This window comes from Pilosibacter rotomagensis (genome assembly GCF_045062245.2).
Lineage (GTDB): Bacteria > Bacillota > Clostridia > Lachnospirales > Lachnospiraceae > Pilosibacter.
In genome coordinates this window covers 2552007-2566643 of record NZ_CM170323.1, presented here as the reverse complement: position 1 = coordinate 2566643, position 14637 = coordinate 2552007, and the positions used below count along the sequence as shown (strand labels likewise).

The window sequence follows — 14637 nt, the reverse complement described above, 5'->3', positions numbered from 1 at the left end:
AGCAAAGGGTCCGGTCTGATGAGGACCGGATCCTTTTTTTCGATTTATAAAAAGGAGGAATTCCAACATGTCTTTAAATAAGAAAACAGTTGATGATATCAACGTAAAGGGAAAGAGAGTGCTGGTCCGCTGCGATTTCAACGTACCGTTAAAGGACGGTAAGATCACAGACGAGACACGTATCAACGCGGCTCTTCCGACAATCCAGAAGCTGATCAACGATGGCGGCAAAGTGATTCTTTGCTCTCACCTTGGAAAAGTAAAAAATGGCCCGAACGAGGGAGAATCCCTGGCTCCGGTTGCAAAGAGCCTTTCTGAGAAACTCGGAAAAGAAGTTGTTTTCGTATCCGATTACAACGTAACCGGCGAAGCTGCAACAAAGGCTGTGAACGCAATGAAAGAGGGAGATGTCGTTCTTCTTCAGAACACCCGTTTCCGCGGAGCTGAGGAGACAAAGAACGGCGAACAGTTCAGCAAAGAGCTGGCTGACCTCGCAGACGATTATGTATGCGACGCATTCGGTTCCTCCCACAGAGCACACGCTTCTGTAGCTGGCGTTACAAAATTCATCTCCGCAAAGGGCGGCTCCAACGTAGTCGGCTACCTGATGGAGAAAGAGATCGCTTTCCTTGGAAACGCGGTTGAGAATCCGGTTCGCCCGTTCGTTGCGATCCTCGGCGGCGCGAAAGTTGCTGATAAGTTAAATGTAATCTCCAACCTCCTTGAGAAGTGCGATACTCTTATCATCGGCGGCGGTATGGCTTACACCTTCTTAAAGGCACAGGGCAAGGAGATCGGTAAGTCCTTAGTTGACGATACAAAGATCGATTACTGCAAAGAGATGATGGATAAGGCAGCAAAGCTTGGCAAGAAGCTTCTTCTTCCGGTTGATACGACGGTTGTCTCTGAGTTCCCGAACCCGATCGATGCTCCGGTCGAGGTTGAGTATGTTTCCGTAGATGCGATCCCGGCTGACAAAGAGGGCGTTGACATCGGACCTGAGACCTGCAAGATCTACGCGGACGCAGTGAAGAACGCAAAGACTGTTGTATGGAACGGACCGATGGGCGTATTCGAGAACCCGACACTTGCTGCTGGTACGATCGCAGTGGCAAAGGCACTTGCTGAGACAGATGCGACAACGATCATCGGCGGCGGTGACTCCGCAGCAGCTGTCAACCAGCTCGGCTTCGGCGACAAGATGAGCCACATCTCCACAGGCGGCGGCGCATCCTTAGAGTTCCTGGAAGGAAAAGAACTCCCGGGCGTTGCAGCAGCTGACGATAAGTAAATGAATGAATGAAACCAGTACACCGTGCGCCGGAACAGGCGTGGAAGGGCGCTGCAAGCTCGCTTGCACAAGCCCTTTCAGGTCTGTTCCGGTATAGGGGGCGCAAATGTACGCATTTACTTCCCTGGCTGTAAATATTATAGTGTCCGAGATTTCAGATCCGGGGCGGTGATCCCGTCCCGGATTTTGTCATAGTATGGAAAACTGCAGATGTAGTTTTTGAATGTTATCGTTCAGAGAGAATCCTGTATATGGATCTTGAAGATAAATATTGGTATATATGGGGGTAGATAACCATGGCAAGAAAGAAAATTATCGCTGGAAACTGGAAAATGAACATGACTCCGTCCGAGGCAGTGGCACTCGTTGAGACATTAAAGCCGCTCGTTAAGACGGAGGAAGCGGACGTTGTATTCTGCGTACCGGCTATCGACATCATTCCTGTCGTAAAGGCATGCGAGGAAACAAAGATCGAGGTTGGCGCTGAGAATATGTATTTCGAGGAGAAGGGCGCATACACAGGCGAGATCTCCCCGAACATGCTGACAGATGCCGGCGTAAAATATGTGATTATCGGACATTCCGAGAGAAGAGAGTACTTCGCTGAGACAGATGAGACTGTCAATAAGAAAGTCTTAAAGGCATTCGAGCATGGACTGACCCCGATCATCTGCTGCGGTGAGACTCTTACCCAGAGAGAACAGGGCATCACTCTGGACTGGATCCGCAAACAGGTGAAGATTGCGTTCCAGAACGTGACAGCAGACCAGGCGAAGACTGCTGTGATCGCTTATGAGCCGATCTGGGCGATCGGAACCGGAAAGACAGCAACGACAGAACAGGCCGAGGAAGTCTGCGGAGCGATCCGTGCGTGCATCGGTGAGATCTACGATGAGGCAACAAAGGAAGCAATCCGCATCCAGTACGGTGGATCTGTAAATGCCGGAAATGCTGCAGAGCTCTTCGCACAGCCGGATATCGACGGAGGACTTGTAGGCGGCGCATCCTTAAAGGCTGATTTCGGAAAGATCGTCAACTACAAATAGTACATGTACATCCTGGCGCTGTGTCATAGAAAATGGGCTGTGACACAGCGCTTTTTTCATAGAAGATTCCAATGGAACTTCCTATGAAAAAAGGCACATTCGCGAGAAGATGAAGATCGTCGCAAGCGACCGCGCGCCCGGTGCGAGAATGTGCCAGGACACATTCTTTTTACATAAGAGAAAATAGTGACAATCTGTCATTTTTTGCCTCCACCCTATTGACTGGAAGGATTTTGGATGTTACGATTATTAGATACGCAAAACGTTAAAATTGCGCAAAAGACAGCAATCTCTTGCGTGAATCCAGGATATAAAGAGGGAATACATATATGAAGAAAATTGGAATCGTAACAGACAGTCACAGCAGCATCAGCCAGGAAGAGGCAAAGAAACTCGGGATCTTTGTCCTGCCGATGCCGTTCTATATCGACGGGGAGTGCTATTATGAGAGTGTGACGCTTTCCAGGGAACTGTTTTTTGAAAAGCTGACATCCGGAGCCGATATTTCGACTTCCCAGCCATCTCCGACCGCTGTGATGGAAATCTGGGACAAAGCACTCGAAGAATATGAAAAGATCCTGTATATGCCGATCAGCAGCGGACTCAGCAGTTCCTACAATACGGCGATGATGCTGGCGCAGGAGGAAAAATATGAAGGACGCGTCCTCGTTGTGGACGACGGACAGGTTGCGGCGCCGCTTCACCAGATGATCCTGGACACACTGGATATGATCGAAAAAGGATATGAAGCGGAACATATCCGCGAACTCCTGGAAAAGGCGGGAGACCGGATGATGATCTATATCGCCCTTCAGACGCTGGAATTCCTGAAAAAAGGCGGAAGAGTAACTCCGGCTGCAGCTGCGCTCGGATCTGTATTTAATATCAAACCGATCTTAAAGCTCCAGACCGGAAAACTGGATTCCTTTAAGAAGTGCCACGGAATGCAGAAGGCCAAAAAGACAGCCATCGAGGCGATGCAGACAGAGATCCGCGAGAATTTCCAGGATGCCTTAAACGATGGCGCTCTGCATCTCTTAGCGTCTTCCAGCGGAACGGATGAGGAGAATGCAGCGTGGGTCGAGGAGATCAAAGAGGTATTCCCGGGTGTTCCGATCCTTTATGATAACCTTTCTCTCGGCGTTTCCTGCCATATCGGACCTGGCGGAATGGGAATTGGTTGTGCGGTGGCACCGGATTATAAGAGAGTATAAGTAAGAAAATATTGGCTGCGAGTAAAAATACCATTGCTGCAGACAATTTTTAATGGATTTTTGTTCGTAACTGTGAGTATATGGAACCGTTACAAAAGAAGTTTGAAATCAGAGTTTCGGTTGTATGAACGTGCATAATAAGGAGGCAATCATTATGGAATACCGCAGATTTGGAAATACGATCGTAGCAAGGATCGATCAGGGTGAGGATGTTCTGGAGAAGATGAAGCGCATCGCGATGCTCGAGGATGTAAAACTCGCGAGTGTCAGCGCACTTGGAACTTTTTCATCCATGACGGTCGGCATCTATGACCTCGAAAAACGTCAGTTTATGGGGAATGATTTCGAGGGAATGTTTGAGATCGTTTCCTTTACAGGAACCATCAACACGATGGACGGAAAGTATTATAGCCACATCCACGCGGCGGCAGCCGACGCGAAGGGCAATGTGTACGGCGGGCATTTAAGTCATGGCATTATCGGAGCGACCTGCGAGATGGTGATTACGGTGATTGACGGAGTTGTGGACCGCGTAAAGGATGAGGAGACAGGACTCAATCTCTTTAACTTTAAGTGTTAAAGTGCAGAAAGGTAACTGTGAAGGTACTGAATCGTTACATATTTTCGTGAAATGTGATAAGAGATAAGAATAGATCGATAAGGAGCAGGCTATGGAGCAGATGATTCCGGGATTTCTGGAAGAGATGTTGAAAAAACAGTATGGAGAGGAAGTTTTCGCGAAGATCTTCGCGGGATATCAGGCGAGACGCCCGGTGACACTCCGGGTCAATCCCTTAAAGGCGGACCGGAACACGGTAGAACAGGCACTTACCGGCGCAGGGATCGCGTTTAAAAATGTATCATGGTATGAGGATGCGATGATCATCGAGGGCGCAAGGGAGCCGGAGATCCAGGAACTTCCGATCTATAAGGAAGGCGGAATCTATCTCCAGAGTCTTTCCTCCATGCTGCCGCCGCTGTTTCTCGGCCCAAAGGTTGGAGAGTCCGTCCTCGATATGGCTGCCGCCCCGGGCGGAAAGACGACCCAGATGGCGGCGATGACGGGAAATCAGGCGCAGATCACGGCCTGTGAGAAGAATAAGGCGCGGTCAGAAAAGTTAAAATACAATCTGGAAAAACAGGGGGCATCGGGAACCTACGTGATGGTGGAGGACGCAAGAAAGCTCGACGATTTCTTTTCCTTCGACCGGATCCTCTTAGACGCGCCCTGCAGCGGAAGCGGAACCGTAGAAGTGCGGGACGGCGTCTGCCGGACAAAGATCTCAAAGGAACTTGTGGAAAGATCTGCGAGAACCCAGGAAGAACTGTTAAAAAAAGCGCTGAAGCTTTTAAAATCCGGACATGAGATGGTCTACTCCACCTGCTCGATCTTAAAAGAGGAGAACGAAGGTCTCTTAAAGCGCGTGTTAAAGAGTGCAGGCGGAGAGCTTGTACCGATCGGGGAAGAGTGGACGAAGGAACTTCCATTACTTCCGAATGCGATGCCGGGAACGCTCCTCGTGGGACCGAATGACCTCTTTGAGGGATTCTTTGTGGCGAAGATCAGAAAAAAATAGAAGCTCAGAGGAGAGCTTCTATTTTTTTGCAAAAAACGCTTTAAGTTTTTATGCCGCCCTGCGGTTCTCAATCTCGATCCGTTTCAGCTCAGGCATGATCGTGATCAGCATCGTGAGAATGCAGGCGGTTCCGCCGATGACATTGGAGACCGGCTCAGCGAGGAATACGCCGTCGGTTCCCATATGCATGACGTAGGGGAGAAAGTAGGTCAGCGGTACAACGATGAATACCTTGCGGAGCAGGGAGAAGAAGATCGCAAAGACCTTCTTGTTCAGGGATTTAAATACCGCCTGACCAATGTACTGGAGGTCCATAAAGATAAAAGCTGCAAAATACATGTTCAGTGCCGGAACCGCATCCTGGATCAGCGCCGCGTCCGAGCTGAAAATACGGATCAGCGTTTCCGGGATGAGAATGATCATGCTCCACATGACGGCCGTGTAACCGAAAACGAGGAGACTCATGATCAGAATGGATTTCCGCACACGTCCCGGTCTGCGGGCACCGTAGTTGTAGCTCAGGATCGGGGAAGTTCCCTCTACCATGGCGTGGATCGGTGTCTCGACAAGCTGGCGCACACTGGAGATGATGGTCATGACGGAGATATAGATATCGCCGCCGGTGACGGAAAGGATATTGTTGCAGCAGATCGTCACGAGACTGTTTGTGAGCTGCATGATAAATCCGGCAGCGCCGAGGCTGAGGATATTTTTCGCGTGCCCGGTACATTCCGGGATCTCATTTTTATGAAGGAACCGCAGCTTTAACTCGGATTTTTTCGTGAGGAAAAACACGACGAAGGCGGCGGACAGGCACTGGGAGATCACGGTGGCGATGGCAGCGCCGCGGACACCGAGTCCGAGGGCAAAAATAAAGAGCGGATCAAGTACCAGGTTTGTTCCGGCACCGATCGCGACGGATAACATGCCGATGCTGGAGTAGCCCTGGGCGTTGATAAACGGGTTCATTCCGACCGCGATCATCGACGGCAGGGTTCCGATCAGATAGAGCATCATATACGGATAAGCGTAAACGATAGCCTCAGTGGAAGCACCGAAGAGGATCAGGATCGGGCGGGCGAAGAGGAAGCCGACCGCCATCAGGATCATAGCGCAGACACAGAGCATCGTAAAAGAAGTGTTCATAATGCGCCTTGCTGTGTCAGGGTCCTTCTTCCCGCGAAAGATCGAGAAGAGCGGCGCACCGCCGGTCCCAAAGAGGTTGCTGAAGGCTGTGATGATGACAATGATCGGAAAGCATAAGCCGACCGCGCCGAGAGCGGCTGTTCCGATCTCCGGGATCCGTGCGATGTAGATGCGGTCCACAATATTATATAGAAGGTTTAAGATTTGGGCAATCAGCATGGGGAGCGCGGCTCCGAGGATATTGCCCGTTATGGTTCCGTTTTCAAAATCAATACGTTTCATATGTATGGTAGATTCGATTCGATCCTTTCTAAATTTTTTCTTGCATTTCAAGTATAGCATCCCCTATAATATATGTAAATTATTGTTTTTGTATAGAAATATAATAAATATTATATAATATAAGAAGATTCTTTACATTCAGACTATGATTTTTACGATCCGGGATCCAGATCCCACAGCTCGCACCGTTGTGGGAGTGGAAATCCGCAGATCGCCGGTCAGAAGGAGAGATTATGGAGATCAGACAGTTAGAATACTTCCGAGCCATCGTTGACGCCGGAACCATCAGCGGAGCGGCGAGGGAGCTTCATATGACACAGCCGCCGTTAAGCTACCAGATGAAAATGCTGGAGGAGGAACTTCAGGTGCCGCTTTTTATCCGCGGTATGAAGCATATCACACTGACGGAGGCGGGAAAAACGCTCTACGAACAGGCGGGAAAGATCCTGATGCTCTCGGAGGTAACGAAGCGGGAGGTCATAAAATCAAGTCAGGCGGCGACGATCCATATCGGAATGACTCCGTCCACCGTGTCCATGATGTCCCATTACCTGATGCGTTTTGCAAAAAGCCATCCCAATATCCATTTTGATATCCACGAGGGATCCACATTCACGATGAGGGATCAGCTTGAGAACCGGATCCTTGACCTCACGACCCTGCGCACGCCAATTACGTTAAGGGGCTGTGAGACGAAAACTCTGGCTGAGGAACGCCTTCTCGCCATGGCAGTTCCGGAGTTCCCTCTTTTAAAAGGACGCACATCGCTCCATCTGCAGGAGCTCTCGGAACAGCCCCTGATCCTGTCCCACCGGTTTCAGAAATATATCGCCTCGAAGTTTGAGGAGGCGGGACTTGTCTGCGATATCTACCTTGCCTGTGAGGATGCAAGGACCGCGATCACGATGGCGGAACGGGGAATGGGGATCGCAATCCTGCCGACTTCGATGCTGGAACTTTCTGATAAGTTGAAAGCATGTGAGGTCTGTGATGCCGATTTTACAACAGAGGTCCTTCTCGCCTGGAGGAAAAGTCGAATTTCGTCGGAAATACAGGAATTTTTGGAATTTTGGAATTAAATAGTTTTTACAGGCAGATTATACGAGTAATTTTCTGAAAAATATGCCATAATGAGAAATAATGAAAAGCATCATATTATGAAACATGTCAGGTAAAGAGAGCCTGACAGAACAGGAGAAGAATCGTTCATGAAGTATGATCTGGAACATTATGGGCAATATTTAACAGAATGCGAGAAAAGTAAAAATACGATCGAAAAGTATCTGAGGGATGTGCGGAATTTCCTGATATTTTCAGGGGAACGGGAGCTGAGCAAGGAGATCATCTTGGAGTATAAAAAGCTTCTCGTAGAAAAATACCGGACGTCCAGTGTAAATTCCATGCTGATCGCGGTGAATGGGTATCTGAGCTGGATCGGCCGGGACGATCTCCGGGTCCGTGTGTGCAGAACGCAGAGACGGATCTTTCGCGAGGAGGAGAGAGAACTGACGCGCGAAGAGTACCAGAGACTTCTTATGACTGCGAGACGGGAGAATCGCGAGCGCCTGTTCTGCATCCTTCAGACCATCGCGGGAACGGGGATGCGGATCGGAGAATTAAAATATCTGACAGCGGAGACTCTAAAGGAGCGAAAGATACGGATCAACTTTAAGGGCAAAGTTCGGATCATCCTGATCCCAAGGTCCCTTCTGATCCTTTTGAAAGACTACTGTCGAAAACAGAAGATCAAGGAGGGAAGTATTTTCCACTCAAGGAACGGGAGACCGCTGGACCGGAGAAATATATGGACGGAGATGAAAAGTCTCTGCGAGAAGGCAAAGGTGGCAGCAAGCAAAGTGTTTCCGCATAATCTGAGACATCTCTTCGCGAGATGCTTTTACGAAAAGGAACACGACCTCGCGCGGCTGGCAGATTATCTTGGGCACAGCAGCATTGAGACAACAAGACGGTATACGATGATCACAAGCGAGGAGGCCTGCGCGAAGGATTTAGAGCTGGGACTGGTCCAAAGGGAGGAGGCGATATCGGAAGGAAAGAAAGGCAACACGGAATAAATGGGAAAATAAAGGATCCGTCTGCGACATAATGTGTATTATGTCATGAACGGCTTTTCTTAAAAGAATATGCATCGTTTTTACGTATAATTTACATGGTTTTTACACTTTCTAAAGCTAATTTGAAAGAGTGTCCAGTCTGCGAATCTACTTCCCGGACTGTATGTTTTTTGGAAAATCATGTTAAAAAAACGCAAAAAAACAAAAAACCCGGAATATCCATTGAAAACAAAGGTTTTTCGTGATATTATTTTTATGTATATATATGAATACAAGGGGGATTCGTTATGACATAATACACATTATGTCATGAACGGCTTTTTTGAATGAAAAAATGTATGATTGGAGAACGATACGGAAGTCTCGTGGTAATTGAAAAAGTGAAGATTCCGGGAAAACCGAAAACCTATTGGCGGTGCCGGTGTGACTGCGGGAATACATGCACCGTGGAAGATTCACACCTGAAAAACGGACATACGAAGAGCTGTGGATGCAGAAGACGGATCCGACTCCAGGAAAAACGTCTCGATCTCACCGGACAGCGGTACGGCAGACTTGTCGTTCTGGGACCGGCAGCGATGCTGACAGAAAAAAAAGAAGGCACGGTGGAGCAAAGTGGATCGTCTGAAGGTGATCGCGAGGATCGTCCGGGAAGGATGAGTGACTACTGGCTTTGTCAGTGTGACTGTGGAAAACAGTGCATCTGCCGAAAAGAGAATCTCCGCTCCGGAGTCACAAGAAGCTGTGGCTGTCTTCAGGAAGCACAGAGGAAGGTAAATATGAAGAAAGCCATCCATTTTATGGACGGAACCTGTGTGGAGAGGATCGCGTGCAGAAAGACATTTTCCAATAATACTTCCGGTCACCGTGGAGTGTACAGAAGAGAAAACAACCGATGGAGAGCATCCATTGGCTTTCAGGGAAAGTCCTACAATCTTGGCAGCTTCGCAACCTATGAGGAGGCAGTTCAGGCGCGGCTGGACGCGGAAAAGCGGTTATATGATCCATTTTTAGCGAAATACCGCGAAGAAAATTCCTGAGGACGCAGGGAAATCACAATACTGATAAAAACACTTCCAACCGCAGGAATACCGGGCAGCTTTGCTGCATAGAATGCAGTTTAGGGAGTGATTTTTATAAATTTTAAGGAACAAGGGGGAAAGGAGGGGCTTTGTGAGCATACAGAGGCAGAAGAATCCTGTGTGCAGCAATTGAAATATTGACTCACAGTAACTGTTCAGCAGAGATACAGTTACGATCCACGATTTGAAAAAAAGGAGGAAAAGAGAGATGAAGAAGCGCGGAATGAAAAAACGTGTTCTGGCAGCACTCATGACGGCCTGTATGGTCGTTGGGTCTGTGCCGGGAGTGTCGTTGGCGGATGCTACTACAGATAACTCTGGAATAAGCTATACGCTTGATGGAGTTAAGACAACAGATAGCGCGAAAACGGCTATTACATTAAACAAAGAAGCAAAACCGGCCGGTGATGGCAAATATGACATTACATTAACGGTCGATGCAACCAAGGCAAAAGATCAAATTCAGGTAAAGCCTACAGAGGTTGCTTTTGTGTTGGATGCATCCGGATCTATGGCATGGTGTACGAATGAAACACATAACCACAAATCAGCAAGTGGTGGAGAAAGCTGTCACTATAATGATGATTTATACGTTTCCCGGTGGACCACAGCAGTTAATGCAATCAAAAATATGAGTAAAGAGCTGAAAGCTGCCGGAGTAAATTGTAGTTATATTCGTTTTTCTGATAAAGCGGAAGATGTTGATGACGCTTCCAAATATAATACGCATTCTCCGCAAGGGTGGACGTACCTTAGCGCTGGAATAAAAAAGGGAATTGAAGTTTTAAATAAAAAAGATGAAAATGCAAATAAAATTTTAATTATCCTCGCAGACGGCGGCAGCAATGATGGATATATGGAACATGAAGGAGAGTTCAACCTTTGGAATTGGACTTATTATGATAATGAAAAACAAATACTAAAAGATTTCAAGGCAACAGGTAAATCATACACTGTAAGCTTTGCCTTAAATAAGACAGACAAAGGCACCTCAATGGATGAAAATAAGTTTAAAGCGCTTGCCAATGCAGGTAATTTAAATGCAAAAAACGCTGAGGACTTAAAGAAGGTATTTGAAACAATCTCTAAGGATATCACGAGTGGCATTAACGATCCGTTAGGCGAAAATGTTAAAATGATAAGCGGAACGCTTAACGCAAGAGATGGATCTGCCAGCTACGATGAAAATACGAACACGATTAAATGGAATTCCAACGGTACAATGAAAGATAAGCTGACATTGACTTACACCGTGGAATTGACAGATGAAGCGAAGAAAAAGGTCGGAAACATTAAGTTAAACGGCAATGCAGAATTCAACTATTCCTATACAAAGGATGGTAATAAGGTAGATAAGCACATCGAGTTCCCGAAACCATCTATTACAGGTGCAACATTGACAGTCAATTATGTTGATGAAAATGATAATTCTGTACAGGATCCGGTAACTGAGTGGGTAGGCTTTACCGGTGAAAAAGCTTTTGAGACAAAGATTCCACAGGCCAATGAAGAGATTACAATTGGCACGCAGAGTTATCGCGTAACAGATGTAACATCAACGAATTTCGCGATGACATCATTGATGGTGCATCCACTGATGGCAACAGAAGGAAAGGCATACAGTGTTACGGTTCGTTTGACGAAGGTCGAAACACAGCCGACTATTTACAAGGTCACTTATGATGCAAACGGCGGTGCATGGGATTGGTCCTTCTCAAAAGATGGATACAACTTAAATGCGACAAGCGGTGCCAACAAGCTTACAAAAGAGAATGCAAGAGGTGAAGAAACTCTTGAACTCTTAAGTGGCAATGAACTTCCGACACGTGAGAATTATGATTTTGACGGATGGTATCTTTATGATCAGAAACTTAATTCTGAAATGACAGTAGCAAATGCTGCCGGTACAAGAACTGAGGTTGTGGTAGAAGCACACTGGAAGGAAAGAAAACCGGAAGTTCCGCGTAAACCGGTGGATACAGAAATTGTGCCTGCAGTAATCGTAGAGTGCCGCAATGCTTCCAATTCCGGTCATGAAGCAAAACAGTATGATTTAAACATTCCGAACAGCTATGAGATCGGAGAAGTAAGATCCGTTAATGGAAAATACGTCAGCACAGTGAAAGTGTTCGGTGTATATTACGCAGAGAAGTATAATACGGATGTGGATTATGATCATGTACTGACAACAGTAGGCGATATTACATACGATCTTACATGGAACGCAGATACAAAGACATGGGAAGCACCGGCTCTCACAAGAATTCCAACGATTAAGGTAAATTGTGCAGGGGACAAACCGGAGAAACCGGTGGATACAGAAATTGTGCCTGCAGTGATCGTAGAGTGTCTCAATGCTTCCAATTCCGGTCATGAAGCAAAACAGTATGATTTAAACATTCCGAACAGCTATGAGATCGGAGAAGTAAGATCCGTTAATGGAAAATACGTCAGCACAGTGAAAGTGTTCGGTGTATATTACGCAGAGAAGTATAATACGGATGTGGATTATGATCATGTACTGACAACAGTAGGCGATATTACATACGATCTTACATGGAACGCAGATACAAAGACATGGGAAGCACCGGCTCTCACAAGAATTCCAACCATTAAGGTAGATTGCTCAAAGGATACTCCAATCCCGACTGATCCGGAACTTCCAGGCTTTAAAGAGTTAGAGGATCTCATCGAAGGAGTCGTTCTTGTTCATACAGGCAGCAATGCAGCAGCTCACCCGGATGAGAAATATCCTCTGATGGAGAATGGATATGAGATTTCATGGTATGGAACTACAAAGGCAATCCTTACAGTAAAGGCAGCGCCGTATGTAAGCAAATATATTGCAGACCATGGCAATCATGACGTTAAGGGAGCCGCTTCAGCAAAACTGATCCTTGCTCGTACGGATGGCGGCTGGGATGTCGAAGAGGGTACAAGACCGATCAGATTCTTTGTGAAGTGTACCGAAAACAATCCGGAGAAACCGGCTCTTCCGAAATACGATGATCTGAAGAAGCTGTTTGGAGAAACGATCAATGTAACCTGTGAAACAGATGAGCAGCACGCTCCGCAGTCCTTCGGTCTTATGGCCGGAACTTACAGCGTCACAAGAGATAAGGAAGACGATAACGAGGCAGTTGTTACTGTATTTGCAAAAGATTACATCAAGGCATATGCAGATGGAAAACATACCAATGCAGGAGACGATGCAGCAACAGTCAAGCTCTTCTGCGATGAGGACGGCAAGTGGTATTCTGAAAATCATGAGATCGTGATCAACTTCAAAGCAAAATGCGAGAAAACACCGGAGACCCCTGAGGAGCAGTACACCGAAATCAAGTTCGTTGTTGTAAACGGAACATTTACAGAGAACGGTCAGACAGAACTCACAAAGACCTTTGAGGTTGGAACGAAGCTCACACTTGCAGATATTCCAGCATCCAAGGGTAAGAGCAGCAGCTACAGCGATCAGACCTGGGATAAGTTCCCGGTTGGATATGTTGTAGGAAAAGATGGAACGACCTTCACGATCACTTACAGGTGGAGATCAAGCGGCAGTGACAGTGATGACAGTGATTATGACTATGGCACATCCACAAGAGGCAAAGCCACAAACGCAGCCGGTAAGTTCGGTCGCTGGATCTTAGAGGGCGGCGAGTTCACGGAGGACAACGGAAGACTTCCGTCCAACGAGTACTTAAAGATCGGTGATACGATCTACGGTTTCTACACCTACGGATTTGCCATCGACTTTGACCGTCCGGAATACTACACAGACGCGGCAATTCAGGCAAAGGGCGGCTACCGCGACGCAACAGGAACCTGGAGATTAAATGGCTGGTGGTTCTGCTATGATGACGGTACATTCCCGCATGATGAGTGGGTATACCTCACATGGAACGGCCGCTCCGACTGGTACTACTTTGACGTAGACGGCTGGATGGAAGACGGCTGGTTATACCGGAACAACAACTGGTATTATCTCCATACTCAGTACGACAACACAAGAGGACGCATGTACACCGGCTGGCATGAGATCGACGGCAAGTGGTATTACTTCAACACAGCATCCGACAAGGGAACACTTGGCGCAATGCTTGCGAACACCACAACACCGGACGGATATCAGGTAGATGCAAATGGAGCATGGATCCGGTAATTCCGGCAGGAAACCTTCATGGCTCACCGGGCGCGGGATCCTCATAGCAGTCATATTTCTTCTGGGACTGGGAATTTTTCTGTACCCGCATATCTGCGACTGGTACTATCAGTATCAGTTTAACAAGGCGATTGCGGCGTATGACCGGTTTCAGGGGATCGACTGCGAAGGAATGATCCAGGCGGCCCGAGAGTACAATGAAAGACTTGCAAAGAAAGAGGAACAGTTTCTGGTTCCCGCAGAGGAACGGGAGGAGCTTGACCACCTTCTGGATCCATGGGGAACAGGGATGATGGGATATGTGGACATTCCGAAGATCGGGGTCCACATTCCCATTTACCACGGGACGGAAGAGCGGGCGCTTCAGTCGGGCGCCGGTTTCTGGTATGGGACAAGCCTGCCGGTGGGCGGTGAAAATACCCATTGTGTGCTGGCTGCCCATAACGGTCTTGTGAAGGCGAAACTGTTCACCGACCTGGACAAACTGGAAGTGGGAGATCAGTTCACTCTGGATGTCTTAAACGAGACATTCACGTATGAGGTGGATCAGATTCTCGTAACACTCCCGGAAGAGACGGAAGAACTTTATATCCAGAACGGAAAAGACCTTGTGACGCTTTATACCTGTACTCCGTATGGGGTAAATACCCACAGGCTTCTTGTCCGCGGACACCGGGTAACAGAACCGGAAAAATGATGGAAAAAATGCGCCGGTTCACAAAAAAGTGAAAACGGCGCTTTTTTCGACATAAATTGACATGG

The 14637-nt window shown here is 47.5% G+C and carries 11 protein-coding genes; 10 read left to right on the top strand and 1 reads right to left on the bottom strand.

The features are described 5' to 3' along the window. Positions 1-67: 67 nt before the first annotated feature. The 5 genes from ACI3EW_RS11535 (at position 68) to ACI3EW_RS11515 (ending at position 5128) form a co-directional block, all read left to right on the top strand. On the top strand, positions 68-1291 hold the full coding sequence (locus ACI3EW_RS11535; protein WP_015554971.1) for a phosphoglycerate kinase: 1224 nt from the start codon (positions 68-70) through the stop codon (positions 1289-1291). Between the two features lie 296 nt (positions 1292-1587). Further along, positions 1588-2337 (top strand): triose-phosphate isomerase, encoded by a 750-nt coding sequence (tpiA, locus tag ACI3EW_RS11530; RefSeq protein WP_405578299.1) that lies wholly within the window; start codon positions 1588-1590, stop codon positions 2335-2337. A gap of 329 nt (positions 2338-2666) precedes the next feature. Further along, the gene (locus ACI3EW_RS11525; protein ID WP_118322777.1) at positions 2667-3551 is read left to right on the top strand and encodes a DegV family protein; all 885 of its coding nucleotides are present in this window, start codon (positions 2667-2669) and stop codon (positions 3549-3551) included. Positions 3552-3705: 154 nt separating this feature from the next. Beyond that, positions 3706-4131: a PPC domain-containing DNA-binding protein gene (locus tag ACI3EW_RS11520; RefSeq protein WP_118532839.1), complete on the top strand. Its 426-nt coding sequence runs from the start codon at positions 3706-3708 to the stop codon at positions 4129-4131. 91 nt (positions 4132-4222) lie between these two features. After that, positions 4223-5128 carry an RsmB/NOP family class I SAM-dependent RNA methyltransferase gene (locus ACI3EW_RS11515; protein ID WP_405578294.1) on the top strand — a complete coding sequence of 302 codons (906 nt, stop codon included), beginning with the start codon at positions 4223-4225 and terminating at the stop codon, positions 5126-5128. A 48-nt stretch (positions 5129-5176) separates the two neighbouring features. On the opposite strand, the gene ACI3EW_RS11510 is transcribed toward ACI3EW_RS11515, so the two are convergent. Further along, positions 5177-6556 (bottom strand): MATE family efflux transporter, encoded by a 1380-nt coding sequence (locus ACI3EW_RS11510; RefSeq protein WP_405578438.1) that lies wholly within the window; start codon positions 6554-6556, stop codon positions 5177-5179. 233 nt (positions 6557-6789) lie between these two features. Here ACI3EW_RS11510 and ACI3EW_RS11505 point away from each other — a divergent pair, with 233 nt between their 5' ends. The 5 genes from ACI3EW_RS11505 (at position 6790) to ACI3EW_RS11485 (ending at position 14572) form a co-directional block, all read left to right on the top strand. Beyond that, on the top strand, positions 6790-7635 hold the full coding sequence (locus tag ACI3EW_RS11505) for a LysR family transcriptional regulator (RefSeq protein ID WP_015554965.1): 846 nt from the start codon (positions 6790-6792) through the stop codon (positions 7633-7635). A gap of 129 nt (positions 7636-7764) precedes the next feature. After that, the gene (locus ACI3EW_RS11500) at positions 7765-8631 is read left to right on the top strand and encodes a tyrosine-type recombinase/integrase (protein WP_405578291.1); all 867 of its coding nucleotides are present in this window, start codon (positions 7765-7767) and stop codon (positions 8629-8631) included. A 338-nt stretch (positions 8632-8969) separates the two neighbouring features. Then, complete coding sequence (locus ACI3EW_RS11495; protein WP_405578288.1) at positions 8970-9671, top strand: AP2/ERF family transcription factor; 702 nt, start codon at positions 8970-8972, stop codon at positions 9669-9671. A gap of 250 nt (positions 9672-9921) precedes the next feature. Continuing rightward, a complete protein-coding gene (locus tag ACI3EW_RS11490; RefSeq protein WP_405578285.1) occupies positions 9922-13875 on the top strand; it encodes a vWA domain-containing protein in 3954 nt (1317 codons plus the stop codon). Further along, positions 13856-14572, top strand: a complete 717-nt coding sequence (locus ACI3EW_RS11485; RefSeq protein WP_405578282.1) for a class C sortase — start codon at positions 13856-13858, stop codon at positions 14570-14572. The genes ACI3EW_RS11490 and ACI3EW_RS11485 overlap by 20 nt, the downstream gene beginning before the upstream one ends. Positions 14573-14637: the final 65 nt, after the last annotated feature.